Source organism: Streptomyces sp. NPDC002055 (assembly GCF_040296705.1).
Taxonomy (GTDB): Bacteria; Actinomycetota; Actinomycetes; order Streptomycetales; family Streptomycetaceae; genus Streptomyces.
On the sequence record NZ_JBEOXS010000038.1, the window covers coordinates 14,450 to 40,668 of the forward strand.

21 protein-coding genes are annotated in these 26,219 nt (G+C 73.9%); 5 read left to right on the top strand and 16 right to left on the bottom strand.

Features of this window, described 5'->3' with window-relative positions; all coding sequences use genetic code 11:
• Window position 1 precedes the first annotated feature (1 nt).
• The 8 genes from ABT112_RS22910 to ABT112_RS22945 all read right to left on the bottom strand — a co-directional run bounded on the left by ABT112_RS22910 (window position 2) and on the right by ABT112_RS22945 (window position 8,294).
• Window positions 2–652, bottom strand: a complete 651-nt coding sequence (locus tag ABT112_RS22910) for a response regulator (protein ID WP_351512385.1) — start codon at window positions 650–652, stop codon at window positions 2–4.
• Window position 653: 1 nt separating this feature from the next.
• Window positions 654–1,838 carry a sensor histidine kinase gene (locus ABT112_RS22915; protein WP_351512386.1) on the bottom strand — a complete coding sequence of 395 codons (1,185 nt, stop codon included), beginning with the start codon at window positions 1,836–1,838 and terminating at the stop codon, window positions 654–656.
• A 5-nt stretch (window positions 1,839–1,843) separates the two neighbouring features.
• The gene (locus tag ABT112_RS22920) at window positions 1,844–4,054 is read right to left on the bottom strand and encodes an MMPL family transporter (protein ID WP_351512388.1); all 2,211 of its coding nucleotides are present in this window, start codon (window positions 4,052–4,054) and stop codon (window positions 1,844–1,846) included.
• 302 nt (window positions 4,055–4,356) lie between these two features.
• Window positions 4,357–4,944 carry a GAF domain-containing protein gene (locus ABT112_RS22925; RefSeq protein WP_351512390.1) on the bottom strand — a complete coding sequence of 196 codons (588 nt, stop codon included), beginning with the start codon at window positions 4,942–4,944 and terminating at the stop codon, window positions 4,357–4,359.
• A 41-nt stretch (window positions 4,945–4,985) separates the two neighbouring features.
• Entirely contained in the window at window positions 4,986–5,606 is a 621-nt protein-coding gene (locus tag ABT112_RS22930; protein ID WP_351512392.1) for a GTP-binding protein, read from the bottom strand.
• Window positions 5,584–5,961, bottom strand: a complete 378-nt coding sequence (locus tag ABT112_RS22935) for a DUF742 domain-containing protein (protein WP_351512394.1) — start codon at window positions 5,959–5,961, stop codon at window positions 5,584–5,586. The genes ABT112_RS22930 and ABT112_RS22935 overlap by 23 nt, the downstream gene beginning before the upstream one ends.
• A gap of 2 nt (window positions 5,962–5,963) precedes the next feature.
• Window positions 5,964–6,416: a roadblock/LC7 domain-containing protein gene (locus ABT112_RS22940; RefSeq protein ID WP_351512395.1), complete on the bottom strand. Its 453-nt coding sequence runs from the start codon at window positions 6,414–6,416 to the stop codon at window positions 5,964–5,966.
• 42 nt (window positions 6,417–6,458) lie between these two features.
• On the bottom strand, window positions 6,459–8,294 hold the full coding sequence (locus ABT112_RS22945) for a sensor histidine kinase (protein ID WP_351512397.1): 1,836 nt from the start codon (window positions 8,292–8,294) through the stop codon (window positions 6,459–6,461).
• Between the two features lie 381 nt (window positions 8,295–8,675).
• On the opposite strand from ABT112_RS22945, the gene ABT112_RS22950 reads away from it, so the two are divergent.
• Together ABT112_RS22950 and ABT112_RS22955 are read left to right on the top strand one after the other, a co-directional pair.
• The gene (locus ABT112_RS22950; protein WP_351512399.1) at window positions 8,676–10,550 is read left to right on the top strand and encodes a transketolase; all 1,875 of its coding nucleotides are present in this window, start codon (window positions 8,676–8,678) and stop codon (window positions 10,548–10,550) included.
• A gap of 251 nt (window positions 10,551–10,801) precedes the next feature.
• Entirely contained in the window at window positions 10,802–12,985 is a 2,184-nt protein-coding gene (locus tag ABT112_RS22955) for a phosphoinositide-specific phospholipase C-related protein (protein ID WP_351512401.1), read from the top strand.
• A gap of 131 nt (window positions 12,986–13,116) precedes the next feature.
• On the opposite strand, the gene ABT112_RS22960 is transcribed toward ABT112_RS22955, so the two are convergent.
• Window positions 13,117–15,537 (bottom strand): GH92 family glycosyl hydrolase, encoded by a 2,421-nt coding sequence (locus tag ABT112_RS22960; protein WP_351512403.1) that lies wholly within the window; start codon window positions 15,535–15,537, stop codon window positions 13,117–13,119.
• A gap of 422 nt (window positions 15,538–15,959) precedes the next feature.
• Between ABT112_RS22960 and ABT112_RS22965 the strand changes: the two genes are divergently transcribed.
• On the top strand, window positions 15,960–17,270 hold the full coding sequence (locus tag ABT112_RS22965) for an NAD(P)/FAD-dependent oxidoreductase (RefSeq protein ID WP_351512405.1): 1,311 nt from the start codon (window positions 15,960–15,962) through the stop codon (window positions 17,268–17,270).
• A gap of 147 nt (window positions 17,271–17,417) precedes the next feature.
• Window positions 17,418–18,284: an Fpg/Nei family DNA glycosylase gene (locus tag ABT112_RS22970; RefSeq protein WP_351512406.1), complete on the top strand. Its 867-nt coding sequence runs from the start codon at window positions 17,418–17,420 to the stop codon at window positions 18,282–18,284.
• A 165-nt stretch (window positions 18,285–18,449) separates the two neighbouring features.
• On the opposite strand, the gene ABT112_RS22975 is transcribed toward ABT112_RS22970, so the two are convergent.
• Window positions 18,450–19,898: an amino acid permease gene (locus ABT112_RS22975; protein ID WP_351512408.1), complete on the bottom strand. Its 1,449-nt coding sequence runs from the start codon at window positions 19,896–19,898 to the stop codon at window positions 18,450–18,452.
• A 326-nt stretch (window positions 19,899–20,224) separates the two neighbouring features.
• Between ABT112_RS22975 and ABT112_RS22980 the strand changes: the two genes are divergently transcribed.
• Window positions 20,225–21,028 carry a CAP domain-containing protein gene (locus tag ABT112_RS22980; protein WP_351512410.1) on the top strand — a complete coding sequence of 268 codons (804 nt, stop codon included), beginning with the start codon at window positions 20,225–20,227 and terminating at the stop codon, window positions 21,026–21,028.
• A gap of 216 nt (window positions 21,029–21,244) precedes the next feature.
• Here the strand turns inward: ABT112_RS22980 and ABT112_RS22985 are convergent, their stop codons facing one another.
• The 6 genes from ABT112_RS22985 to ABT112_RS23010 form a co-directional block, all read right to left on the bottom strand.
• Window positions 21,245–22,789: a sensor histidine kinase gene (locus tag ABT112_RS22985; RefSeq protein WP_351512412.1), complete on the bottom strand. Its 1,545-nt coding sequence runs from the start codon at window positions 22,787–22,789 to the stop codon at window positions 21,245–21,247.
• Complete coding sequence (locus ABT112_RS22990; RefSeq protein ID WP_351512414.1) at window positions 22,786–23,514, bottom strand: response regulator transcription factor; 729 nt, start codon at window positions 23,512–23,514, stop codon at window positions 22,786–22,788. The genes ABT112_RS22985 and ABT112_RS22990 overlap by 4 nt, the downstream gene beginning before the upstream one ends.
• A 53-nt stretch (window positions 23,515–23,567) precedes the next feature.
• Window positions 23,568–24,212: a hypothetical protein gene (locus ABT112_RS22995; protein WP_351512416.1), complete on the bottom strand. Its 645-nt coding sequence runs from the start codon at window positions 24,210–24,212 to the stop codon at window positions 23,568–23,570.
• Window positions 24,213–24,282: 70 nt separating this feature from the next.
• Entirely contained in the window at window positions 24,283–24,744 is a 462-nt protein-coding gene (locus tag ABT112_RS23000) for a universal stress protein (RefSeq protein WP_351512418.1), read from the bottom strand.
• A 9-nt stretch (window positions 24,745–24,753) separates the two neighbouring features.
• The gene (locus ABT112_RS23005; RefSeq protein WP_351512420.1) at window positions 24,754–25,503 is read right to left on the bottom strand and encodes a class F sortase; all 750 of its coding nucleotides are present in this window, start codon (window positions 25,501–25,503) and stop codon (window positions 24,754–24,756) included.
• Between the two features lie 8 nt (window positions 25,504–25,511).
• Window positions 25,512–26,129 carry a hypothetical protein gene (locus ABT112_RS23010; RefSeq protein ID WP_351512422.1) on the bottom strand — a complete coding sequence of 206 codons (618 nt, stop codon included), beginning with the start codon at window positions 26,127–26,129 and terminating at the stop codon, window positions 25,512–25,514.
• Between the last annotated feature and the right edge of the window lie 90 nt (window positions 26,130–26,219).

Here is a 26,219-nt window from a genome sequence, read left to right on the forward strand (position 1 = left end):
GTCAGTCGGAGCGGCGGCATCGGTCCAGCAGCCCGCGTTCGAGGGCCACGACCACAGCGTGCGTGCGGTCCCGCACGTCGAGCTTGGCGAACACCCGCAGCAGATGTGTCTTCACCGTGGCCTCCGAGATGACGAGCCGTTGGCCGATCTCCGGATTGGACAGCCCGTCGGCGACCGCGCTCAGCACATCCGCCTCCCGCGGGGTCAGCGCCACGGGCGTCGGCTGACGCATCCGGGCGACTAGCCGCTCCGCGACCCGCGGGGCCAGGACCGTCTCGCCCCGGGACGCGGACCGGATGGCGTCGACGAGCTGGTCACGCGTGGTGTCCTTGAGCAAGTAGCCGATCGCCCCGGCCTCGACCGCGCGCTCGATCTCCGCGTCGGTGTCGTACGTGGTCAGGATCAGCACCCGGGTCCGCGCCCGGCCGGCGACGATCCGGGCGGTGGCACTCGTCCCGTCGAGGACGGGCATGCGCAGATCGATCAGCGCCACATCGGGGTCCAGGCGCTCGACGAGTTCGACGCCCGCGAGGCCGTCGCCGGCCTCGCCGACCACGTCGATGGCGGGCTCGGAGGCCAGCAGGGCGATGACCCCGGCGCGCATCACCGTGTGGTCGTCCACCACGATGATGCGGAGCGTGTCTTCCGGCATGTCACACCTGACCGTTCGCGGGAATCAGGGCGAGGACGCGCGTGCCGTCCCCGACCGAGCTGGTGACCGTGAGCTCGCCGCCGAGCTCGGCGAGACGTGTGGACATCCCGTTGAGCCCGAAGCCGCGGGAGTCTTCGACCACGAAGCCGCGGCCGTCGTCGGTGATGTCCAGCTCGACCCCGTACGCGTGCGCGGTGAGGACGACATCCACCGTGGAGGCGGCGGCGTGCTGACGGACGTTGGCCAGGGACTCCTGGGTGCAGCGCAGCAGAGCGATGCGGGTCGGCTGGTCGCACTCGATGTCCGGCAGCTCCGCGGTGACGGTGAGTCCGGTGTCCTCGGCGAACCGGTCCAGGGTCCGGCGCAGGGTCCCGGCGACCGAACCGGGAACGACACCGCTCCGCGGGGCGGAGCCGACGAGCACACGCGCCTCGGCGAAGTTCTCGCGCGCGGTGTTCTCGATCGAGAGCAACTGCTGCGCGCTCCTGCCGGGATCCGTGTCGAGACCGGAACGGGCCGCTTCCGCCAGCACGATGATGGACGCGAAACCCTGGGCGAGGGTGTCGTGGATCTCCCGCGCGAGCCGTTCGCGCTCTTCGGTGGCGCCCTGCAGCCGGTGGGCTTCGGCCAGGCGCCGTTGGGCGCTCTCCAGTTCGGCGCTCAGGCGGCGGGCGCGCTCGTCGCTCTGCTCGACGATCCGGACCACTCCCAGTCCGAGCAGCACACCCGCCGCCCAGCCGATGAGGGTGAAGACGATATTGCCGCTGAGGAAATCCGCGTTTCCGCCGTCGTGGAGGACGACGCCTGCGACGGTGCCCGCGGCGGCGACGCCACTGAAGGCGATCGCGTGCCGCGGTTTCCTGGCGAAGAGCCAGAAGTGCGGGAGCGACACGATGAACAGTGCCGCGCCGTCCCCACGCACCCAGGACATACCGATCATGCCCAGAGTGAGCACGGCCAGAAAGGTGTAGGGGCGCAGCACCGGATTGCCCGGGCGGGCCAGCACGATCGCGTAGCAGAGGACGATCACGGCCGGCAGCGCCATCGACCAGTACTTCGTCGTTCCGGTGTCCCCCAGCACGGAGATGACCGGGGGGCACACCCCCAGGAGCACCCAGGAGACGGTGTACCACCGGCGAAGGGTCCGTGTCCGGAACCGGTCGATGGGCTGCGGCCGCTGCGTCATTTGCGTCAGCCTACGGTTTCCCGCGGTCCGGCAGCCGGAACGGCGGTCCGTCCCCGTCGCGCCGGGCGGGACGGCCACCAGGCCCGCTCGCCGAGGAGCAGCAGCAGCGACGGCAGGACCAGGAGCCGGATCACCACGGCGTCCAGCAGTACGGCCACCGCCAGGCAGAAGCCCATCTGCTTCATCTCGGTGAGGTGCAGGGCGACGAAGGCGCCGAACACCGTCACCATCACGATCGCCGCGCTGGTCACCACCTTGGCCGACCGGCCGATGCCGTCCAGAACCGCTGCGCGGGCCGACATCCCGTTCCGCATGGCCTCCTGGATCCGGCTGACCACGAACACCTGGTAGTCCATGGACAGGCCGAAGAGGATCACGAAGAGGAACAGGGGTACCCGGGACGCGATCGCGCCGAGCGAGTCGAAGGCCAGCAGGCCCTCCGCCCACGTCCCCTGGAAGAAGACCACCAGCAGACCGAGCGAGGCCCCGGCGGACAGCAGATTGAGGACGACGCCGGCCAGGCCGATGACCACCGAGCGGAACGCCCACAAGGTCATCAGGAAGGTGACCAGCAGCAGGAACCCGATGACCAGCGGCAGCTTACTCCTCTCGTGGTCCACGTAGTCGCGGCCCCGGGCCACATCTCCGCTCACCGCCGACTCCACGCCGGACACTCTGCCGACCGAGGCGGGCAGATGGACCTGACGGATGCGGTCGAGTGACGCGACCGCCTCGTCGGAGGGCGCGGGGAACGGAACCGCCAGCTTCAGCACGCTGATCCGGCCGTCGGCCGACGTACGTACCGTCGGCTCGGCGTCCCGGGCGAACAGCGGATCGGCCTGCGCCCGCCGGCCGAGGTCCGCCAGGGCCTGCCGCACCTCCGCGGCTCGGTCCGGCGTGGATCGGGCCACGACCTCGTGTTCGACCAGGAGCTCCGGGAAGGCCGCGGTCAGCCGGTCGTAGACCTGCATGGCCGGGATGTCGCGGGAGAAGGTGTCCCGGCCCGGGTCGACGAGCCGCAGACCGAGCGCGGGCGCCGCCAGGGCGAGCATGACCAGGACCGAGACGCACAGGGTGAGGGCGGGGTGCCGCTGCGCGGGCCGCAGCAGGGCGCCGGACACCCGGCCCGGTCCGGCTTCCGCCCGCTGTGCACGGACCGGCTCGCCGCGGCTCGCCCGGCGGGCGGCCTTGCGGGCCGCGCGGCGCTCGGCCCGGTGGCCGATCTTCACCAGGAGCGCGGGAAGCACGGTCAGCGAGCTGACCACGGCGACCGCCACGACGAGGATCGTGCCCGTCGCCAGCGAGGAGAAGATGACGTCCGTGGCCAGATACAGGGTGGCGGTGGAGACGATCACGGCGAGGCCGGAGACCACGATGGCCCGGCCCGCGGTCGCCGCGGCCAGCTCCACCAGGGCCTCCGAGCTGAGCCGGCCGCCGGCGCGGGCGCGTTCCTCGCGTTCCCGCTTGAGATAGAACAGCGCGTAGTCGACGCCCACCGCCAGGCCGACCAGCAGGATCATGTTGGTGCCGACTCCGGGATCGGGCAGCACATGAGACGCGACCATGGACAGTCCCAGGGCGGCGGCGATCGAGGAGAGCGCCAGCAGCAACGGCACACCGGCCATCACCACCGAACCGAAGACGATCAGCAGGGTGAGGAGGGTGACCGGCAGCGTGAGGCGCTCGGAGAGCGTGAGGTCCTTCGCCCGCTGGTCGTTGACCCCCTTGCTGATGGAGGGGGAGCCGGTCTCCTCCACGACCAGGCCCGGGTGACGGTCGCCCACCTTCGCCGTCTGTTCGAGGAGCGGGGCGACGTTCTTCTTGCCCTGCTGTTCAGCGCCCTTCAGGACCACCGGGACCCTGAGGACCTCACCGTCCTCGGAGCGGACCGGGGCTCCCACCCGGTCCACCTCCGGCAGCTTCCGCATCCGCTCGGTGAGTTCCCGGGCCACGGCGTCGGCTTCGGCCGTGTCCGGGGTCCCGGACCTGGCGTAGATCATGATCTGCTCGGTGGGTCTGCGCTGCAGGCCCCCTTCGGCCGCCATCGCCTCGGCGCGCCCCGCCTCACCGACCCGGAAGTCCTCGCTGGTGGCTTCGTGGGAGCCGACCGCGAGGCCGGCGCCGAGGCACAGAACGACGAACGCGAACCAGCCGGTGATCGCGCGCCCCGCGTGCCGGGCGCTCCATCGGGCTATCCGCACAGGGAGTTGACTCATACCCGAGATCCTGGTCGGCCGGGTGCGGAGCCCGGCACGTCCGGCCGGTTGAACTTCGGGTCCACCGGTCGGTGGACGGCAGGGGTGGGGCCACCGCCACCTCTGCCGCGCACCGTGCATGCCACCGTGCACGACCGACGGCGCCTCGGGACGGCTCCAACGGCCCCGTCGGCGCACCCGGTCCCCGCCCGGGGCGCCCCCGGGCCCCGGGCATCGTGGAGCCTCTCCGTGGGATCCCTGGAGAGCCGTACAAAGAGGCCGGGCCGCCCGGAGGCGTCAGGGCCCGGACGGATACGGACCCTTCAGATCCCGGGCTCCTGCCGGTGGATCCGCCCGACCAGTTCGGCCGCCATCGACTTGATGGTCTCCAGCCCCTGCCGCCCCCAGGGACGGGGCTCCTGGTCGACCACGCAGACCGTGCCCAGCGCCATCCCCGTGCGGTCGATCAGCGGCGCGCCGAGATACGAGCGGATGCCGATCTCGTCCACCACGGGGTTGCCCGCGAACCGCGGGTAGTCGCAGACGTCCTCCAGCACCAGGGCCTTGCGGCGCACTATGACGTGCGGGCAGTAGCCGTGGTCCCGCGCCATCACCCGTCCGGGCTGCTGCTGTTGCGGCACCGGCCCCAGCTCGACCCCCGACTGGCCGTCCCCCGCGGTGTAGAGGCCCGCGAAGTACTGACGGTGCTCGTCGATGAAGTTGACCATCGCGTACGGAGCCCCGGTGATCCGGGCGAGCTCCCGCGCGAAGTCGTCGAACTCCGGGACGGGGGTGTCCCCGAGCCCGAGCTCGCGCAGCCGGGCCACCCGGGCCGTCGCTCCGGCGTCCTCCGGGGTCAGCAGCAGATGGCCGGTCGGGTCGTAGGGCGTGAAGGGGGTGGGGGTGGACATGGAGGCTCCGTTCGGACTGCGGATTCGGCTGCGCCGTCGGGTCAGCGCAGCGGGTCGGGCTCGGCCACCGGGGAACGCGCGGCAGAGCTGATCAGGTGCTGGACGAGTGCCATCAGGACCCGGGTGCCGGAGTTGCACTGCCGGGCGTCGCAGAGCACGACGGGCACCTCCGGTCTGAGGTCCATGGCCACGCGGACCTCCTCCGGGTCGTAGTGGAAGCCTCCGTCGAACTCGTTGACCGCCACGACGAATCCGATGCCACGGCGTTCGAAGAAGTCCACCGCGGCGAAGCACTGGTCGAGCCGGCGGGTGTCCGCCAGGACCACGGCACCGAGCGCGCCGTTCGACAGCTCGTCCCACATGAACCAGAACCGCTCCTGGCCGGGCGTGCCGAACAGGTAGAGCACATGGTCCGCGTCGAGCGTGATCCGGCCGAAGTCCATGGCGACCGTGGTGGTCGTCTTGTCCTCGATCCCTTCGAGGCTGTCGGTCCGGGCACTGACCTGGGTCAGCAACTCCTCGGTGCTCAGCGGCTCGATCTCGCTCACCGCTCCCACGAGGGTGGTCTTGCCCACCCCGAAGCCCCCCGCTATGAGAATTTTCAGCGCGGTGGGGAAGGGGTCCGCAGGGGGCGCGAGGTCAGAGCCGTTTGCGAAGGCCATGGAGGACCGCCTCCAGAAGATCTCGGTCGGTCGGGGAAGCCGCCTCGACGGTGCGGGGCGCCCGGGTGGTGAGCGCCCCGCAGTCCACGAGGTCGGACAGGAGGACTTTGGTGACGACGGCGGGGAGCCGTATGTGGGCGGCGACCTCGGCCACCGACATCGGGCCGCCGCAGAGCCCGAGCACCTGGTCGTGGTCGGGGCCGAGATGGTTCCGGGGCCGGGCGCCGGTGGCCATCACCAGGGTGAGCAGGTCGAAGTGCGCGGTGGGACGGGTGCGCCCGTTGCTGACGGTGTAAGGCCGGACCAGTCGTCCCGCCGCGTCGTCCAGCCACATCCCGTCCCGCGCGTCCGCCATCCTCAGAGCCCCGCGTCGTGCGGGGATCCGCCGGCCGGGGGCGCGCCGACCGGCTGCCGCGCGGGCGTGGCCAGATACGGGCGGACGCTCTTCACCAGCATGGCCATCTCGTAGCCCAGCACGGCCGCGTCGGCCTCGCGTTCGGCCATGACGGCCAGACAGGCGCCGGAACCGGCGGTGGACACGAACAGCAGCGTGGTGTCGAGCTCGACCACCACCTGCCGCACCTCTCCGCCGTCGCCGAACCGCAGGCCTGCGCTGCGGGCGAGGGAGTAGAGGCCGGACGCCAGGGCGGCCATGTGGTCGGCGCTGTCGGTGTCGAGGCCGTGGACGGCCTTCACCAGTCCGTCGGAGGACAGCAGCAGCGCATTGCGAGTGTGGGGTACACGCTGGACGAGGCCGGTCAGCAGCCAGGACAGGTCCGTGGACTGGCCGGTGCGCATGTCGCTCACCATGAGGGTGGTCTTCTCCTTGGGGAATGAGTTGGAGCCTGCGGTTCAGCGAGAGCGGTCGGCGTGGCCCTCGTCGGGTGCGTCGGGAGCCTCGGCAAGACTGACGCCCCGGCGGAAAGCGGCCATCAGATTCGGGTCGTGCTCCGCCTCCTGCTCACTCCCCGTGCTGCGAGCGGTCGGCGCGTCCCGGAGCTCCGGGACGAGGTGCTCCTGGCGGCGCCGGCGCGGCAGTTGCGGCCGCTCCCCCCGGGCGTCGGCAGGGTGGACGGGACCGCGGTCGTGGTGCGACGGCGGCTCCGGGGCCTGTGCCGGGCTCGGCACCGGGCCCGAGTGCCGCGGCGCCGGCCGGGGCGGCTCGGCGGCGCGGGCGTGCTGCTGCGGGATGGGCGTGGGCATCGCCGGCGGCTGCTGCTGTCCGGCCACCGGCTGAGGCGCCGCCGGCCGGGGCATCTCCGGCCGGGGCATCTCAGCGTGGGGCATCTCCGCGTGGGACACCGCCGTTCGGGGCGCCGTCGGCCGGGCCGGGGCCGGTGCGACAGGAGCCTCCCGGACGGGCGCCTCCCGAACGCGCTTCTCCCGGACGGGCAGTTGCGGGACGTGCCCCGGCGGGACCGGCGGCTGCGCGGCCGCGGGTGCCGCCCGGTGCGGGACCGGGGACGGAGGCGCCGCCGGGCTCCCCGGGGGCCCGGCCGGGACCCCGGGCTGCACCGGGCCCCCGGGCCGCACCGGGGGAGCGGACGGTGCCGGGGCGGCGGGCGGCAGCGGGGACGCGGCGTCGTGCGGTGCCGTCGCCGCCGGTGCGGCGGCCGGGGTGGTCTCCCCGGGCTGGTCGCCCAGCAGGCTCTGCGGAAGCACCAGAACCGCCTGGATGCCGCCGTAGATGTTGCTCTGCAGCTGGACCGCGATGCCGTGCCGGCGGGCGAGTGCGGAGACCACGAACAGGCCGATGCGGCCGTCCCGCAGCAGTTCGCCGACGTCGATCCGGTCGGGGTCGGTGAGCAGCGCGTTCATCCGCAGCTGCTCCTCGCGCGGCATGCCCAGACCGCGGTCCTCGACCTCGACCGCCAGCCCCGCGGACACCCGCTGGGCGCGGAGCAGGACCTGGGTCTGCGGAGCGGAGAACACCGTGGCGTTCTCGACGAGTTCGGCGAGCAGGTGGATCACGTCGGCGACGGCGTGGCCGCGCAGGGTGCCGTCGATCGGCGGTACCAGCTTGACCCGGGAGTACTGCTCGACCTCGGCGATCGAGGAGCGCAGCACCTCGGTCATGGTGACCGGACGGCTCCACTGGCGGCGGGAGATGGCGCCGCCGAGCACGGCGAGGTTCTCGGCGTGCCGCCGGATGCGGGTCGCCAGGTGGTCGACGTGGAACAGACCCTTGAGCAGGTCGGGGTCCTCGACCTCGTTCTCCAGGTCGTCCAGGAGCTCGATCTCCCGGTGGACCAGGGACTGCAGGCGGCGGGCGAGGTTGACGAAGACCTCGACCTTCTCCTCGCTGCCCTCGGACTTGCCGCGGACGAGCTGGGCCGCCTGCACGACGGCCGTCTCGGCCTGGCGCTGGGCCAGGGCGAATTCATGGGCCAGCAGATCGAGGGAGTCCCCCGAGGGCTCGGGGAGGGGGGCCTGGGGGCGGGGCTGGAGGCGCTCACCCTGGCCCAGACGCCGTAAGAGGTCGTGGAGGTCGGCCTGGCCGCGGGCGCCGGCCCGGCGTAACGCCGTGTACCGGCGGGAGGTGCCGCGGGCCTCGGCGTTCGCGGCGGCCGCGCCGCCCGCCAGGGCGCCGCAGCCGAGGAGGGCGGCTCCGGCCAGCACGCCCCAGGTCGTCCCGTCCGCGAAGCCCTCCTGCGAACGGAGGACGAAGGCCGTCGTGGCGGTGGACACGGCTCCGACGCCTAACGCGGGGAGCAGGGCCAGGCGCTGCATCCGGGATCTGATGGCGGAGTCGGCCGCCCCGTCCTGGGCCGGTGATCTGCCGTGCCTCTTCCCCGTCGGCGCCGTGGGCCGGCGCGGCTCCGGGCGCGCGGCATGGGTGGGGGGCTCAGGCATCGCAGTCCTCTCGATCAGCCGGCATGGAATGCCGGGGCGCAGCACCGCAGGCTAACCGTCAACACGCGTACACAAACGGGCAGTTGGTTGCTTCGCTACCCTACGCCACCCTCATTAGGGCTAGGTAATCGCACAGAGGTCGGAAACCGTACCGAATATCGGTTCCAGGGCGTGCCGTGGGGATTGATCCGCATTTTCCGGTGTGGAGGCCTGCCGGTGGGGTACTCGCGGCAGTCCCGAGCGCGGAGGAGCGCCATGGACCTCGAACAGCTGCGGGAGCTCGGCCGGCAGCTCCGCGTCGACGCGATACGCGCCGCCGACGCCGCGGGCTCCGGCCACCCCACCTCGTCGATGTCGGCCGCCGACCTCATGGCCGTACTGCTCGCACGCCACCTGCAGTACTCCTTCGACCGGCCGGAGCACCCCGGGAACGACCACGTGATCTTCTCCAAGGGGCACGCCTCGCCCCTGCTCTACGCCGTGTACAAGGCGGCGGGCGCGATCCCCGACGACGAGCTGCTGACGTTCCGCAAGGCCGGCAGCCGGCTGGAGGGCCATCCGACCCCGGTGCTGCCCTGGGTCGACGTGGCCACCGGCTCGCTCGGCCAGGGGCTGCCCGTCGGCGCGGGCGTCGCCTGGGCGGGCAAACGGCTCGACCGGCTGCCGTACCGGGTCTGGGTGCTGTGCGGGGACAGCGAGCTGGCCGAGGGCTCGATGTGGGAGGCGTTCGAGCACGCCGGCCACGAGCGGCTCGACAACCTCACCGCCGTCATCGACGTCAACCGGCTCGGGCAGCGGGGTCCCACCCGCCACGCGTGGGACCTCGACGCCTACGCCCGGCGCATCCGGTCCTTCGGCTGGCACACCGTCGAGATCGACGGTCATGACGTCACCGCGATCGACGAGGCGTACGCCGAGGCGCGGAGCACGGCCCTGCGGCCCACCGCGATCATCGCGCGGACCCGGAAGGGGAGCGGTGTGCGGGCCGTCGAGGACCGGGAGGGCTTCCACGGCAAGCCGCTGCCGGACGCCGCGGAGGCCGTCGCCGAACTGGGCGGCATCCGGAATCTGACGGTCGAGGTGCAGCCGCCGCCCGAGGTCCGCGCCCCGCAGCGGCCCGCCACCTCCCTGGAGCTCCCGCGCTACGACCTCGGCTCGAAGGCCGCGACCCGTACGGCGTACGGGGAGGCGCTGGCGGCGCTCGGCTCGGCGCGCGAGGACGTCGTGGCCGTCGACGGCGAGGTCGGCGACTCCACCCGCACCGAGTTCTTCGGCAAGGAGCACCCCGACCGGTACTTCGAGTGCTACATCGCCGAGCAGCAGCTCGTCGCCACCGGGCTGGGCATGCAGGCCCGCGGCTGGGTGCCGTTCGTCGCGACCTTCGCGGCGTTCCTCACCCGGGCCCACGACTTCCTCCGGATGGCCTCGGTGAGCCGTGCCCGGCTCGCGGTCGTCGGATCGCACGCGGGTGTCGCCATCGGCGAGGACGGCCCGTCGCAGATGGGCCTGGAGGATCTCGCGATGTTCCGGGCGATCCACGGCAGCACGGTGCTCTACCCGTGCGACGCCAACCAGACGGCCCGTCTGGTGGCCGCGCTGGCGGACCGCCCCGGGGTCGGCTACCTGCGCACCACCCGCGGCGAGACCCCGGTCGTCTACGGTCCGGACGAGGAGTTCCCTGTCGGCGGCAGCAAGGTCCTGCGCTCCTCGGACGGCGACCTGGTCACCCTGGTGGCGGCCGGGGTCACCGTCCACGAGGCGCTGGCCGCGGCGGGCGCGCTCGCCGAGGAGGGCATCCCGGCGCGGGTGATCGACCTGTACTCGCTGAAGCCGGCCGACACCGCCACCCTGCGGGCCGCCGCGGAGGTCACCGGCTGCCTGATCACCGTCGAGGACCACCACCCCGAGGGCGGCCTGGGCGACGCGGTGGCCGAGGCCTTCGCCGACGGGCGCCCGGTGCCCCGGCTGACGCGGCTCGCCGTCCGCTCGATGCCCGGGTCGGCCGCGCCGGACGAGCAGCTGGGAGCGGCCGGCATCGACGCCTCGGCCGTGGTGGCGGCAGCGCGGCGCCTGGTCGACATGGCGGAGTGAGGCGGGACGGGCGAACGGCCGGCCCGCCGCGGCCTCTCCCGGCACCGGGTGGCCTGCCCGGGCCGGGCGGCGGAGTCCTGGTGTCCATGAGCCCCGGGTAGGCGTCGGCCGTTCCAAACCTCCGTCCCGGCCCGCCGACCTCATCGGCGTACGGATCCCCCGCCGTGTCTCACCCGCTCGGACCCCACCGCTGGCCGTCCCGCCCGGCACCTCCGAGGGTCGAGGGGTGGGGAGACCGCGGAGAGGGGACCATGAGTCGCACGCCCGTACCGGCGCCGGTCGGCAGCACGGCGCTGTCCCGCCGGCCGATGCGCCGCCGAGCCGTGCGGTGGGCGGCCTGCGCCGTCCTGGTGCTCTCCACCGTCGTCCTGGTCGCGGCCGGCACGGTGCGCAGCACCGCCCTCAACCGCGGCTACTACCAAGACGTCCTCGACGAACAGCGGGCGTACGACCGGCTCTACGACGAGGTGCTGGTCGACCCGGAGTCCTCCGATGTCGCCCAGCAGCTCCTGGCGCGGCTCCCCGTACCGCAGGGCGTGGTCACCTCCAACCTCAAGACGGTGCTGCCGCCCACGGCCGTCCGGGCCCTGACCGACCAGCAGATCGACAACGCCGTCGGCTATCTGCGGGGCGACCGGCCCGCGCTGCGGATGACGGCCGATCTGAGACCGGTGCTGGCCAACCTGGACGACCTGATCCGGATCTACTTCGGGGACCTGCTCGACGCGGTGGAGGAACAGCCCGTACCCGACCTCGACGGGCTCGCGGCGGAATTCGGCCGGGGCTCCGGTCCGGAGCGCGGCCCGGCCGGACCGCACGCATCCGCCGGGCCGCACGCACCCGCCGAACCGCACCTATCCGCTGAACCACACGTGGCGGCCGGACCGCGGGCGTCGGACGGCTCCGGGGCGGCCGGGGGCCGGGGCGTCACCGACGGCCGGCAGGCGCACCACGGCCCCGGGGCGGCGCGGGCTGTCGCCGACCTCGACCGTCCCGGCGCCGAGGGGCTCGCCCTGGTGCGCAAGGCGCGGGCCCTCACCCTGCTCGGACTGGGGCCGGGCCAGACCCTGGCGGTGTTCCTCGGCGTCCTGGCGCTGCTGGTGTTCTGGGCCGCCTCACCGGGCACTATCGCCCGCCGGCTGACCGCGCTCGGCGCCGCCCTCGCCACCGGCGGGGCGCTCGCCGCCGCGGCCGTGGGCACCGGCCGGCTCTTCGCCCCGCACGCCATGGTCGCCCCCTCCCCGCACTGGCCGCGGTCCCTGGCACGACTCGTCGAGGATGTGCAGACCACGGCCGCCGACCGGCTGATGACCGCCGGGCTGCAGGCCGCCGTCGTGCCCCTGGCCGCCGGGCTGCTGCTGGTCGCCACGGGCCAGGTGTGGGGCGCCACCGGGCGGCGCCGGGCCGGGGCGGTGACGCCCCGTTCGCCCCGGGTCTGGGCGGTGACGGCGGGAGTCGCCGTGCTGGGCAGCCTGGGCGCGGCGCTCGCGCCCGCGGCGATGGGCGGCTCCGCGCCCCGCCGCTGCCAGGGCTCGTCCGCGCTGTGCGACCGGCGCTACGACGAGGTCGCCCAACTCGCCGAGTACAACGCCGTGCCGACCCCCGAGGACCGCTTCATCGGCCCGCTCCAGGACCCCGGCATCACCGGCCGGCTCGACGCGGGCGTCCGCGCGCTGCTCATCGACACCCACACCTGGGAGACACCCGGCGAAGCGGCCGAACGGCGGGAGAGGTCCCGCCCGACCCCGGGCGACCGGAACGGCCTCCCCCCTCGCATCGAGCGGCTCAACCCGCCCCGCGGCGGACTGTGGCTGTGCCCCTCGGTCTGCCGCGGCGGCGCGGTCGCCCTGGTTCCCGCGCTCCGGAGGATCGGGATCTGGCTGGAGGCCCACCCGACCGAGGTCGTGACGCTGATCGTGCAGGACGGCATCCGCGCCCAGGACACCGTCCGGGCGTTCCGCGAGGCGGGTCTGGAACATCTGCTGTACGCGCCGGACGACGACCCGGGGCGGCCCTGGCCGACGCTGGGGGAGATGGTCGACAGCGGCCGCCGGCTGGTGGTGTTCGCCGAGAAGGCGGACGGCCCCGCGCCCTGGTACCGCAACTTCCACCGCTACGGCACGGAGACCCCGTACGCGTTCCGCAGGCCGCAGGACATGTCCTGCACGCCGGACCGCCACGGCCCGGACAAGCGGCTCTTCCTCCTCAACCACTTCGTCACCGTGGGCGGCGGCAGCCGGCTCGACGCGGGCGAAGTCAACAGCAGCCGCCGGGTCCTGGCCCGGGTGCGAGCCTGTGAGCGGCAGCGCGGCCGGCCGGTCACCTTCGTCGCCGTCGACCACACCACGATCGGGGACGCGCGCGGCGCCGTGGACGCGCTCAACGCGGCCCGCTCGACGGCACCTGTGACGGCGGGCGCGACGGCCGGGCGTTGAACCCACCACCGTCGGCCTGCCGCCTGCCGCCTGCCGCCTGCCGCCTGCCGCCTGCCGCCTGCCGACCACCGCCCACCGCCCACCGGCGACAGGCCCACCCATGACCGGGCCCGCCGCAACCGCCCCCGCCCTCAGCGGTCGGCGACCGAGGCGAGCGACGGCGGCGCGTCCTCCGGGCGGGAGCCCCACGCCGAGGGGCGGGAGCCGACCCGGAACGCCAGGCCCCGGCCCGCCCGGATGTCGTCGGTGGTGATCCAGGTGCGCGCCAGGTTCCGGCCGCCGAGGCTCACCGACCGGACGAAGCGCCGCTCCGCGGCTCCGGGCGCCGAGACGCGGAACCGGCCCTGCGGGTACCAGCGGCGGTCCAGCGCCAGGTCCACGCGGTCGAAGGCCGGTGTGGACAGGGCCCAGACGGCGGTTCCCGGGAAGACCGGGTACACCCCCAGCGAGGTCAGCACCAGCCACGACGACATGGTGCCCAGGTCGTCGTTGCCGGTGACGCCGTCCGGGGCGTCCGTGAAGAGCGTCCGCGCCGCGTCGGTCACCTCCGTCGTCCGCCACGGCTTGCCGGTCGCCAGATAGGTGTACGCGGCGAGCAGGTCCGGCTCGTTCCGCGGGTTGTACCGGTCCGCGTTGTAGTAGTCGTACGGGCCGCTGACCCACCGTTCGCGGGCCGTTCCGGCCGGGTCGGTGTGCAGCGCGTCGTAGTCGAAGAAGGTGTCCAGCCGCCGCTCGGCCGCCGCCCGGCCGCCCAGCAGGGAGATCAGCCCCGGCAGGTCCTGCGGGACCAGCCAGGTGTACTGCCAGGACGTGCCCTCGTGGAAGCCCTGGCCCTTCGCCGGGTCGGCCGGGCCGGTGAAGTTCCCCGCGGCGTCCCGCGGCCGGAAGAAGCCGGTGGTCGTGTCGAAGACCTTCCGGTAGTTCTGCGCGCGGGCGGCGAAGCGCTCGGCGTCCCGGTCGTGGCCCAGGGCGCGTGCCATCCCGGCGAGGGCGGCGTCGGCCAGTGCGTACTCCAGCGTGGCGGAGCCGCCGTGCTGGTAGTCGTAGTCGCCCGGCACCTTCTTCTTCCGCTTCGGCTCGTGCGGCACGAAGCCCCGCTCCAGGTACTCCCGGTTGCCCTCCCGGCCGGTGTACGGGGAGGACTCGGGCGGCACCCCGTCGGCGTTCCGCACCAGGGCGCGGTACGTCCGCTCCTCATGCCCCGTCAGCAGTCCCTGCTGGAAGACGTTGGTGAGGAACGGTGTCACCGGGTCGCCGGTCATGATGTTCGTCTCGACCGGTCCGTAGCCCCACTGAGGGAGCCAGCCGCCCTGCCGGTCCACCGCCAGCAGGGACAGCGCCATGTCCCGCAGCTCCTGGGGAGCGAGCAGGGTGAGCAGCTGGCCCTGGGTGCGGTAGGTGTCCCACAGCGACCAGTTCTGGTAGTAGGTGAACCCCTGGGCGCGGTGGACCTTCCCGTCCCAGCCGGTGTAGCGGCCGTCGGTGTCCTGGCCGGTGTTCGGGTGCTGCAGGGCCCGGTACAGCGCGGAGTAGAAGACGCGGCGCCGTTCCTCGGTGCCGCCGCGCACCCGCACCGGTGCGAGACGCCGCTCCCACGCCTCGCGGGCCGCCTCCCGGGCCGCGTCGAAGGAGTCCCGGCCCTCCGCGGCCAGGTTCCGGGACGCCCCGGCCGGGTCCACGTAGCTGATGGCGGTCACGGCCTCCACGTCGCGGTCCCCGCCGGTGGTGTCGAAGCGGACGTACGCACCCCGCCGGCCGGGCCCCTCGGAGGTGTCCGAACCGGCGGTCACCTTCGCCTTGTTCCAGGTGCCGTGGGCCGTGAACGGCCGGTCGAACCGGGTGATGGTGTGCACCGTGTACGGCTCGGTCCGCTGGCAGAAGCCGTTGCCGGTGACCGTGGCGGCCACCGTGCGGTCGTCGAGGATCCGGACCCGGCTGTCGGTGACCTTGTGCAGCGCCTGACCGGTGTTGAGCAGCACATTCGCCGTCCGGGTGGCCGGGAAGGCGAAGCGCTGGCGGCCGGTGTGCTGGGTGGCCGTCAGCTCGGCGGTGATGCCGCCGTACGCCGGCAGCCGGACCCGGTAGTAGCCGGGCGACGCGGTCTCCTCGTCGTGGCGGAACGGGGAGGCGTAGACGTCGTTGTCGGTGCTGGTGATCTCGCCGGTGGTGGGCATGACGGGCAGGTCACCGCCGATGCCGCAGCCCACCCCCGCCAGGTGCACGGCCGAGAAGCCGCGGATCTTCGAGTCGTCCCAGTCGTATCCGGTGGAGTGGCCGGTGTCGGGGGAGAGCTGCACCATCCCGAACGGCACGGTGGCGCCGGGGAAGGTGTTCCCGTCGTCCCGGGTGCCGATGAACGGATCGACGAGGTCGGTCAGCCGGGTGAGCCGGCCGTCCGCGGTGCCGGCCGGCGGGGCCGGCCGGTCGTCCGCGGCGGGTGCGCCCGGGGCCGCCGCGAGGAGGGCGGCCAGGGCGGCGGCTCCGACCGCGCCGAGCACTCCGGCCGGACGGCGTCGCGTCCGGTGCTCCCCGCGCTTCTCGGTCCATGCCATGAAGGGCCTCCGCACCCGAAGGGGGACAACGTTGTCAGAGCCGATTCAGGCTCGCTGCCCGCCGTGGGCAAGTCAAGGACCGGCCCGCCCCCGCGAGTTGGCGCGCACGCCGGGAGACCGGCGGGGCGCAGCGGCCTGCCGGCCCGTCCGGGGGAATCCGGTGACGGCCCCGCCCGGAGGAACGTTCCGAAGCCGCCCGGAGGAACGCGCCGAGCCCGCCGGGAGGGCCGGGCGCCTGCCCCGTACCGCCCGGGCCGCCGGGGAACGGTCCACGCCACGGCCGGTCCGAACGCCGTCGGGCCGGACGCCGCCCCACAACCGGCCGAAAACGCCGTCGACGGCCGCATCCCCTGATTCGGTGCCGGGGCGACGGGAACCCGGCACAGCGGAAGCGCCCGCGCCGATCCGTTCCGGGAAGGACCATGAGCCGACCGCGCATCGTGATCGTCGGAGCCGGTTTCGCCGGTTTCCACACCGCCCGCACCCTGTCCCGCCTCGCCCGCGGCGCCGCGGAGATCGTGCTGGTCAACCCCACCGACTACTTCCTGTACGTGCCGCTGCTGCCCGAGGTGGCGACCGGCATCCTCGAACCCCGCCGGATCTCCGTACCGCTCGTCGCCGCCCTGCCGGACGTCCGCCTCGTCCTCGGCGCCGCCGACCGGGTCGACCTCGACGGGCGCCGCGTCGGGGTGACCGACCCCGAGGGCGGCCACCGGGAGGTCGGTTACGACCGGCTGGTCCTGGCGGCGGGCAGTGTGAACAAGCTGCTCCCCGTCCCCGGCGTCACCGAGCACGCCCACGGGTTCCGCGGCATGCCCGAGGCGCTGTACCTGCGGGACCATCTCACCCGGCAGATCGAACTGGCCGGCGCCGCGGAGGACCCGCGGGAACGCGACGCCCGCACCACCTTCGTCGTCGTGGGCGCCGGCTACACCGGCACCGAGGTGGCCGCCAACGGCAAGCTGTTCACCGACGAGCTGGCCCGGCAGCACCCGCGGCTGCGCGACGGGCCGCCGCCCGCCTGGCTGCTCCTCGACCTGGCGCCCCGGGTGCTCCCCGAACTCGCCGAGCACATGTCGGCGACGGCGACCCGGGTGCTGACCGGGCGCGGCGTGGAGCTGGGCACCGGCACCTCGGTGGCGGAGGCCACCGAGGAGGGGGTCCGGCTCACCGACGGGAGGTTCGTCCCCAGCCGCACCCTCGTCTGGTGCGTCGGCGTCCGCCCCGACCCGCTCGTCGCGGAACTGGGCCTGCCGACGGAGAAGGGCCGGCTCGTCGTCGACGAGTACCTCACGGTGCCCGGCCGCCCGGAGGTGTTCGCCTGCGGCGACGCGGCCGCGGTGCCCGACCTAACCCGGCCCGGCGACATCACCCCGATGACCGCCCAGCACGCGGAGCGGCAGGGCAGGCGGGCGGCGCACAACATCGCGGCCTCCTTCGGGCACGGCGAACGCCGCCCGTACGAACACCGCGACCTGGGCTTCGTCGTCGACCTCGGCGGCTTCCAGGCGGCGGCGAACCCGCTCGGGCTCCGGCTGGCCGGTCCCCTCGCCAAGACGGTGACCCGCGGCTACCACCTGCTGGCCATGCCGGGGAACCGGCTGCGGGTCGGCGCGGACTGGCTGCTCGACGCGGCCCTGCCGCGGCAGGCCGTGCAGCTGGGCCTGGTCCGCTCGGACGCGGTCCCGCTGGAGAACACCGCCCCGGAGACCGCGCTGCTCCGGCGCGGCTGAGCGGGCGCGGACCGCCCCGGAGACCGTGCTCCTCCGGCGCGGCTGAGTGGGCGCGGACCGCCCCGAGGCGGCACCCGGCCCACCGGGGCGGCGGTGCGGGGACGCCGGATACGTCCCGCTTCGCCCGTGCTGGGGCAGACTGGGGGCATGCCGGAACTGCCGGAGGTCGCAGCGCTCACCGGATTCCTGGCCGACTCGCTCGTCGGCCGGCGGATCGCCCGCGTCCAGCCGGTGGCCGTCAGCGTGCTGAAAACCTACGATCCGCCGCTGACCGCGCTGGAGGGGCGGACCGTCACCGCCGCCGCGCGGCACGGCAAGTTCCTCGACCTCTCGGCCGACGATCTGCATCTGGTGATCCATCTGGCCCGGGCCGGCTGGCTGCAGTGGCGGGAGAACCTGCCCGCCGCCCCGCCCCGCCCCGGCAAGGGGCCGCTCGCACTGCGGCTGCACCTCGCCGAGCCCGAGGGCACCGGCTTCGACCTGACCGAGGCCGGGACGCAGAAGCGTCTCGCCGTCCACGTCGTCCGCGACCCGGCCGACGTGCCGGGCATCGCCCGGCTGGGCCCCGACCCGCTCGACGCCGCCTTCACCCGGGAGCGGTTCGCCGGGCTGCTGGGCGAGGAGCGCCGGCAGATCAAGGGCGTGCTGCGGGACCAGAGCGTGATCGCGGGGATCGGGAACGCCTACTCGGACGAGATCCTGCACGTGGCGCGGATGTCGCCGTTCAAGCTCGCCGCGAGCCTCACCGAGGACGAGACCACCCGGCTGTACGAGGCCCTGGAGAGCACGCTGCGGGAGGCGGTGGAGCGCTCCCGGGGGCTCGCCACGGGGAAGCTGAAGGCCGAGAAGAAGAGCGGGCTGCGGGTGCACGGGCGGACCGGTGAACCGTGCCCCGTCTGCGGTGACACCATCCGCGAGGTGTCGTTCCACGACTCGTCCCTGCAGTACTGCCCCACCTGCCAGACGGGCGGGAAGCCGCTGGCGGACCGCCGGATGTCCCGGCTGCTCAAGTAGCCCGCCACGCCCTCGCCGCCCTCCACGCCCTCGCCGCCCTCCACGCCCTCCGCCACCTGCGCGCCCGCCCCGCCCGCTGCCCCGTCGGCCGCCCGGAGGGGCCGTTGCCCCGGTTCGTCCGCCCGACGGGCCGTTGCCGGGCCCGGCCGTTCCCGGGCCCGGCGGTCAGCCCGTCTGCCCGGGGCCCGTCTCCCCGGCCCGTTCCGCCTTCGCCAGCTCGGAGTGGTGCCGGGAGTAGGCGAAGTAGATGACCAGGCCGATGGCGAACCAGATGGCGAAGCGGACCCAGGTCTGCCACTGGAGGTAGGTGATCAGCCAGATGGAGGCGGCCACGCCGACCGCGGGCACGAACGGCATCCACGGGCAGCGGAATTCACGCGGCAGCTCCGGCCGCCGGTAGCGCAGCACGATCACCGAGACGCAGACCACCGCGAACGCCAGCAGAATGCCGATGTTGGTGAGCTCCGCGGCCTCGCCGATCTTCACGAAGCCCGCGATCGCGGCCGACGCGAAGCCCACGATCCAGGTCACCCGGGTCGGCACGTGCCGGGTCGGGTGGGTCTTGGCGAACCAGCGCGGCAGCAGCCCGTCCCGGCTCATCGAGAACCACACCCGGGTCACACCGAGCATGAAGGTGAACATCACCGTGAGGATGCCGATGATCGCGCCGACCGCGATCACATCGGCGATACCGCTCAGCCCCACCGACTTGAAGGCCGTGGAGAACCCGCTCTCCGGGTCGATCTCCGTGTACGTCTGCATGCCGGTCAGCACCAGACAGGCCAGTACGTACAGCACCATCGAGACGGCGAGCGAGTAGAGGATGGCCTTCGGCATGTGCCGCTGTGCGTCCTTGGACTCCTCGGCCGCGGTGCTCATCGCGTCGTAGCCGAACACCGCGAAGAAGACGGTGGCCGCGCCGGTGAACGCGCCGCCCACCCCGAACGGGAAGAACGGGGTGTAGTTGCTGCTCTTGACGTGAAAGAAGCCGACGACGATGACGAGCAGCACCACCAGGATCTTCAGCACCACCACGACCGTCTCGAACCGCGCCGCGCTCTTGATGCCCAGGTTCAGCAGATAGGCGATGAACAGGCAGAGCACCGCGGCGATCAGGTCCACCCGGTGGCCCGGGCCGGTGCCCGAGGCGCCCAGCATCCAGTCGGGCAGGTTCGCGCCCATCTCGTTGAGCAGGAAGTTGAAGTACCCGGAGATGCCGATGGCGACGACCGCGACGATCGCCGTGTACTCCAGCAGCAGGTCCCAGCCGATGAACCAGCCGGCCAGCTCGCCCAGCACCGCGTAGCCGTAGGTGTACGCGGACCCGGCCTTCGGGATGAGGCCCGCGAACTCGGCGTAGGAGAAGGCCGCGGCGGCGCTGGCCACGCCCGCGATCAGGAAGGAGATGAGGACGGCGGGGCCGGCCGTGCCGTTGGCGACGGTTCCGGCCAGGGTGAAGATGCCCGCCCCGATGATGCCGCCGATGCCGATCGCGGTGAGCTGCCACAGTCCCAGCGCCCGGTCGAGCCGTTCGGTCGCACCGCCCTCGGCCTCCGTGATGTGCTCGAGCGGCTTGCGGCGGAGTACGCCTTGTCCCATCCGGAGCCCGGCCACGAAACGTCCTCTCTCCGACGGCAGCTGACGGCGGCTCATCATGGCGGACCGTGCCCGACGGCAAAAGACGCCGCTCCGCGACCGGAGGTTGTCCGACAAAAGGCGCAGCCCTCCGGGCGGGCCGGGCCGGACCGGGACGAGGCCGGGTGATCAACCCCGGTGTGCCGCTCCAGGGGCAAGATCCCAAGCGGTGTCTGAGCGAAGTCTTATGGGTTCTTGAAGATCTCGCTCGAATGATGATCGGACCGAAGCGGACCCCTAGGCTCAGTCGAGTCGGCCGGCGACAAACCGGCGCGTGCCCACAGCCCATCGGAGGAACGACCATCATGAGCACCCGAGACGGCAGACGTCCGACGTCCCATCGGCGCCCCGCCGGCCCCCTGGCCGGTCTCCCACTGCGGCGGATCGCCGTCGCGGCCGGGGCGTTGACGGTCGTCGCCGGCGTCGGCACCGGGGTGGCCATGGTGGTCCCGGGCGGTGACAGCGCACCGGTGGCCGATGCACGACCTGCGTCGGACGGCCCCGCGTCCTCGGCGTCCCCCATGGCCGAGGAAGCGGAGTCGACCACCGCCTCCCCGACGGCGTCGAAGACGCCGTCGGAGAAGCGGACCAAGGCTTCGGCGAAGCCGAGCCCCCGGCGCACCGTGCAGGAGAAGAAGACCCGAGCGGCTCAGCCCCGCGCCACGCATTCGGCGACCGAGACCCCCAGCCGGGCGCCGGTCGTGAAGAAGGCTCCGGCCGCGGCGACCGGCGAGGCCGCCCGGGTTCTCCAACTCGTCAACCAGGAGCGGGCGTCGGCGGGCTGCAGCCCGCTCACCAGCAACCCGAAGCTGACCGACGCCGCCGAGAAGTACAGCGACGTCATGGCCCGGTCCGGCGTGATGTCGCACACCGGCCCCGACGGCTCCTCGATGACCGACCGTGTCGAGGCCGAGGGGTACGCCTGGTCGGCGATCGGCGAGAACATAGCCCAGGGCCAGCAGGACGCGGACGCGGTCATGGACGCCTGGATGAACAGCTCCGGCCACCGCGCGAACATACTCAACTGCGACTTCAAGGAAATCGGCATCGGAGTCCACGAGGGTGACGGCGGCCCCTGGTGGACCCAGGACTTCGGCGCAAGCCGCTGATCCTGGTCGGCCGGACGGTCCGGTGCAGGCGGTTCCATCCCCCCGGAACCCGCCCGCACCCACCCGTCCACCGGAACCGGCCGGACCCGTGCAAGCTTCAGGGAGCTTGCCGGATCCGGCCGGTTCCGCGTTTTCTGTCTGATTTCGGGGTGGTTGGCCCGCTTCGCTGGTTGCCGTCCGGGCCGGTCGCCGACCGGCCCGACAGGCGCCGCTCCGTCAGCCGTGACCGTGCTGCCGGCCCGAACCGGAACCCGGGCGCGAAGCGGAGCCGGGGCGCGTACCGGAACCAGCACCAGAACCAGAGCCAGAACCCGAACCGGAACCCGAACCCGAACCGGTGAGGCGTGCCGCGAGCCGGCCGAGGCCCAGGGCCGGCCGCCCGGCCCGCCGGAGCCGCCGTGACGAGCGGCCCAGGCCGCCCTTCGCCTCCGCGGCCAGGCCCAGCGTCACCTCGACCAGCGCACCGCCCAGCGGGCCGCGCAGGATCCGTACCTCCCCGCGGGTGGCCCGGGTGGCGCGGTGGGCGATGTCCAGCCCCAGCCCCGTCGAGCCGCCGACGCTCATGCCCCGCGCGAGCGCCAGATCCGGGTCGGCGATGCCCGGCCCGGCGTCGTGCACCGAGAGCACGACCGCCTGCGCGGTGCGCTCCACCCGCACCGCGAACGCCGTTCCCTCGGCCGTGTGCTGGAACACATTGCCGATGAGCGCGTCCACGACCGCCGCGAGATCGTCGGACGGCAGCCGGACCGAGGTCGGCTCCGCCGTGGCGGACAGCCGGCAGGACCGCCCCTGCTGCTCGGCCAGCACCGACCAGAACTCCACCCGGCCGCGGACCACGTCCGAGACCTCGCACAGCTCGTCCGGCCCGGCCGGCGCGGGCGCGCTCCGCCGCTCCTGGCCCGAGGTGACCGCGCCCAGCGGTCCCACCGCGAGGGGGGAGCGGGCGGCCGAGATGATCGAGTCGAGCTCGGTCTCCAGGTGGGTGATCGCGGAGGTCAGCCGTTCCGCTCCCGGCGCCGCACTCATCCGCTCGGCCTCCAGGCGCAGCGCCGTCAGCGGCGTCCGGAGCCGGTGCGACAGATCGGCCACCAGCTCGCGCTCCATCGCCAGCAGCTGGACGACCCGGTCCGCCATCGAGTTGAACGCCCGGCCCGCCTCCTTGAGCTCCGGCGGTCCGGCCGGTTCGACCCGTACCTCCAGATCCCCCGAGCCCAGGGAGTTCGAGGCCCGGGACAGGCTGCGCGAGGACCGCACGACGCGCGCCCCGAGCCGGTCCGCGACGGCCACCGAACCGGCCACCAGCCCCACCGCCAGCAGCGACATGACCACCCACGACAGGGTGACCCCCCGGTCGAGGTCGGAGCGCGGCACGAACGACTCGACCACCGCGACCCGGTTCTTCGCCAGGATCACCGGCTGCAGATAGACCCAGCCGTCCCGGGTGCCGAGGGCGAGGGTCTCCTTGTCCCGCTCGGCCCGGCCCAGGGCGTCCGCCGGGGCGTGCTCCGCGCCGATGACACTGCCGCCCGGCAGGTGCACCCCCAGCCGGTGCCCGGCGTCCAGACCGGAGACGGCCTGCTGCACATCGGAGGGGCGGGTGGTCAGCGCGAGCACCGGGGCCAGGGCGGCGGCCCGCTGTTCCGCCTCCGTCGTCGCCCGGCCGCGGGCCTCGGACTGGACCAGCAGGGCGAGCGGGATCAGGAACGACAGCGCCACCATCGAGGTCACCGCGAGCGCGACCCCCGCGAGAGCGCGTCTCATCGCGGGGCCACCAGCTTGATGCCGATCCCCCGGACGGTGTGCAGGTAGCGCGGCTGGGAGGCCCGCTCGCCGAGCTTGCGCCGCAGGGCGGAGAGGTGGACGTCGATGGTCTGGTCCTCCACGTACGGCTGGCGCCAGACGTCGGCGAGGATGCGCCGCCGGGAGACCACCTGGTCGGCGTGGGCGGCCAGATACGCCAGCAGGTCGAACTCCCGCCGGGTCAGCCGCAGTTCCCGCCCCGCCAGGTAGGCCGTGCGGGCCGGCGGGTCCACCTGGAGGTCGCCGACCTGGAGGACGCGGGGCGCCGCGGGGGCGCCGGCCGTCTGCTCCGGGCCGCCCGCCGGGTACGCGGCCCCCGCCGGCGGGGCGGTGCGGCGCAGCACGGCGCCCAGCCGGGCGGCGAGCTGTCCCCCGGAGAACGGCTTCACCACGTAGTCGTCGGCGCCCGCGTTGAGGAGCTTGATCACTTCCGCGTCGTCGTCCCGCGCGGTGGCCACCACCACGGGAACCTGTGATATTCCTCGCAGCATCCGCAGGACGTCCGTGCCGTCCAGATCCGGCAGCCCGAGGTCCAGCACGACCACGTCCGGTGCCCGCTGGGTCACCTCGCGGAGCGCTTCGAACCCTTGCGAGGCACTGTGCACGACATGTCCGTGCGCGGAGAGCACTTCGATGAGTGCGCTGCGTATCACGGGGTCGTCCTCGACGAGAAGCACGGATGCCATGACCCAGCACGGTAGCCGGTCCGCCAGTATGGTGTCGTGTCCCGGTACCTGCGCTACCTGCTCATATGGCTTTCCTGCACCGCCGTCAGCGTGACGGCGGTGATCCTCACGGTCCATTTCGTGGTGGGATCGACCAAGCCGACCCCGCCGGTGGCCCGCTCGGCGCCGACGGTCTTCTCCTCGGCCTCCGGAAAGCCGTCCCCGTCGAGCAGCTCACCGAAGCCGAGCCCGTCGCCGAGCATCGGGAAGCCGACCTCGAAGCCCTCCCCGCGTCCGTCCGCGACCCGGACGACACCGCGCCCCTCGCCCTCTCCGTCGAAGACGACGAACCCCGCCACCGGTGGCGGGGGCGCGAGTGGGGCGAGCGACTGCGGTGAGGGCGGTTCGGGGGTGCACACCATCCAGTCGGCCGGCGGGCAGGCGTCCGTGCGGTTCGGCAGCGACGGGGTGTGCCTGGTCTCCGCGATCCCGACCCGGAGCTTCACGGTCCGCACCTCGCAGACCGATGCGAGCACGCTGAGTGTGACGTTCACCGGGGACCGCCAGGAGTCCGTCATCACCGCGACCACGACGCCGGAGGACCGGGCGACGGTGCGGGAGACGTCCTGGTGACGGGGCGTGGCCAGCTGGGTGTGACCCCCGTGTGCAGCGCGCCGGGGCGCCGCTCGCGGGTGCGGTGCGCGGTGGGGTTGTGTCACGAAGGGACGCCGGACGACGGCCCGGCCGCGCCACCGGGGCCTCCCCGGATGAAGGGCGCCGGGGGAGTGCCTACGGGACCACGGTGACGGGCCAGCGCCCCGCCTTCACCAGCCGTACCGCGACCGAGCCGATGATGCGGTGGCCCGCCTGTTCGGAGGCGCCGACCACCACGGCGTCCGCCCGCAGTTCGTCCGCCGCCCGGACCAGCCCGTTGTAGGCGTCGCCGCGCAGCGTGTGGAACTCCCAGCGCACGTCGTAGATGCCGCGCACTCGCTCGGCCGCCGTCCGGATCTCGGCCATCAGCTCCTCGGCGACCTCCTCGGTCGTCCCGGCGACCGGCGCGCCCAGCGCGGTACCCGCGGCGCGGACCGGCTGCACGTACACGATCGCCAGCAGCGCGTTCTGCCGCCGTGCCAGGCCGGTGGCGTACGCGGCGGCGCGCCAGGAGGAGTCGGAGCCGTCGACTCCGGCCACGATCACCCTGGGGCCGTCCGTTCCGCGCTCGAACGGCGCGGGTTCCCTCTCGTCCACCCGGCGAGGCTATCCGGCACGGTTTCCCGCGGATCCGCCGGGCGCCACCAGGTGCGCGTAGACGACCACGTTGGCCTGGTAGCCGGACTCCCGGGTGAAGGTTCCGCCGCAGGTGATCAGGCGGAGTTCGGGGCGGGTGGTCGGCCCGTAGACCCGGCGGTCCGGGAAGTGCTCCTTGGCGTGGAGCTCGACGGCGTCGACCGCGAAGACGGCCCGGCTGCCGTCGGAGCGGTCCACCTCCACGGTGTGGTTGCGGCGCAGCGAGCCGAGGGCGAAGAACACCGCGCGGCCGTCGGCGGTGTCGACGTGCCCGGCCAGGACGGCGTTCCCGCGCTGCCCGGGTGACGGTCCGTCCGCCCACCACCCGGCGAGGTTGCGCAGCCCCGCCGGCGGGGTCGCCAGCCGGCCCGAGGGCTCCAGGGCCAGCCGCGTGACCGGTGCGTCCACCCCGATGACGGGGATCCGCACCCGGACCGGGGCCGCGGGGCGCATCGGCCGGCCCGGGGCGCGGTCCGGCCCCGCGGCCAGCTGCCCGGTGGTCGCTGTGACGGGCTCGGGGCGGGGCGGGGCGTCCTCGGCGTCGCCGAGCAGCCAGGCCCCGGCGAGCAGGCCGGTGATCACGGCGGCCGTGCCCCAGCGCCCGGCGCCGTCCGCCTCCGTACTGCTCCTGCCTGTGCCGCCCTTGTCCGTACCGCCCTTGTCCGTACCACCCCCGCTCGTACCGCCCCTGCCCGGTCCGCCCCTGTCCGTACCGCCCATGCGGCCGGTCAGCCCTGCCCGCGCCGGGTGCGGCGGCGGTGCAGCAGGACGGCGCCGGACAGCGCCGCCGCCACGAGGGTCGCTCCCGCACCGGCCTTCCAGGCGTTCCCGGCGGTGCCGCCCGCACCCGCCTGCGTGGCCCCGCGCGGACGGTCGATGTCCCGGTGTCCGCCGCCCCGGTCATCGCCGCCCCGGCTCCCGTTGTCCCGGCTTCCGTCGTCCCGACTTGCGTTGTCCGGGTCCGGGCCCTCCCCCTCCCCGACGACGCGGAGGGTGCCGGTGAACGGCCCCGTCACCCGCCCGTCGTCGTGGTGGCACATCAGGGAGGCGGTGTACGTGCCGGGCCGGGTGTGGAGCGGCACGGTGGTCGCGCCGCCCACCCGGTCGCGCAGCGGCGTGAGCCGGAGGCTCGGGATCCGCGCCGGGGTGTCGCCGCGCCGGAAGGTGACGAGCCCGCCGGAACCGCGGCAGTTGCCCCCGTCGGACACGGCGACCAGGCTGCCCGCGACGGCCGGGGCCGGTTCGACGACGACCGGGCCGCCGGCCGCGGGATGTGCTGCCCCGGCGCTGCCCAGCGCGGTGGCCGCGGCGAGGACTCCGCCGAGGAGGAGGCGGCGTGGGCGCATGACGGTCTCCCGTGAGGCGCGGTCACGGAAGCGGTTCCGCGAAGTCGGCGGGGCCGCGCCTCACCACGAGCGAACAGGCAGCGGAGCGGG

Bases quoted from the DNA above. Each gene is read 5' to 3' on its own strand.
- ABT112_RS22985 (WP_351512412.1), bottom strand. From the start codon at position 22,789: ATGAGACGCGCTCTCGCGGGGGTCGCGCTCGCGGTGACCTCGATGGTG.
- ABT112_RS22980 (WP_351512410.1), top strand. From the start codon at position 20,225: ATGAGCACCCGAGACGGCAGACGTCCGACGTCCCATCGGCGCCCCGCC.
- ABT112_RS22970 (WP_351512406.1), top strand. From the start codon at position 17,418: ATGCCGGAACTGCCGGAGGTCGCAGCGCTCACCGGATTCCTGGCCGAC.
- ABT112_RS23005 (WP_351512420.1), bottom strand. From the start codon at position 25,503: ATGGGCGGTACGGACAGGGGCGGACCGGGCAGGGGCGGTACGAGCGGG.
- ABT112_RS22990 (WP_351512414.1), bottom strand. From the start codon at position 23,514: ATGGCATCCGTGCTTCTCGTCGAGGACGACCCCGTGATACGCAGCGCA.
- ABT112_RS22955 (WP_351512401.1), top strand. From the start codon at position 10,802: ATGAGTCGCACGCCCGTACCGGCGCCGGTCGGCAGCACGGCGCTGTCC.
- ABT112_RS22965 (WP_351512405.1), top strand. From the start codon at position 15,960: ATGAGCCGACCGCGCATCGTGATCGTCGGAGCCGGTTTCGCCGGTTTC.
- ABT112_RS22930 (WP_351512392.1), bottom strand. From the start codon at position 5,606: ATGGCCTTCGCAAACGGCTCTGACCTCGCGCCCCCTGCGGACCCCTTC.
- ABT112_RS22925 (WP_351512390.1), bottom strand. From the start codon at position 4,944: ATGTCCACCCCCACCCCCTTCACGCCCTACGACCCGACCGGCCATCTG.
- ABT112_RS22960 (WP_351512403.1), bottom strand. From the start codon at position 15,537: ATGGCATGGACCGAGAAGCGCGGGGAGCACCGGACGCGACGCCGTCCG.
- ABT112_RS22940 (WP_351512395.1), bottom strand. From the start codon at position 6,416: ATGGTGAGCGACATGCGCACCGGCCAGTCCACGGACCTGTCCTGGCTG.
- ABT112_RS22920 (WP_351512388.1), bottom strand. From the start codon at position 4,054: ATGAGTCAACTCCCTGTGCGGATAGCCCGATGGAGCGCCCGGCACGCG.
- ABT112_RS22910 (WP_351512385.1), bottom strand. From the start codon at position 652: ATGCCGGAAGACACGCTCCGCATCATCGTGGTGGACGACCACACGGTG.
- ABT112_RS22915 (WP_351512386.1), bottom strand. From the start codon at position 1,838: ATGACGCAGCGGCCGCAGCCCATCGACCGGTTCCGGACACGGACCCTT.
- ABT112_RS22935 (WP_351512394.1), bottom strand. From the start codon at position 5,961: ATGGCGGACGCGCGGGACGGGATGTGGCTGGACGACGCGGCGGGACGA.
- ABT112_RS23010 (WP_351512422.1), bottom strand. From the start codon at position 26,129: ATGCGCCCACGCCGCCTCCTCCTCGGCGGAGTCCTCGCCGCGGCCACC.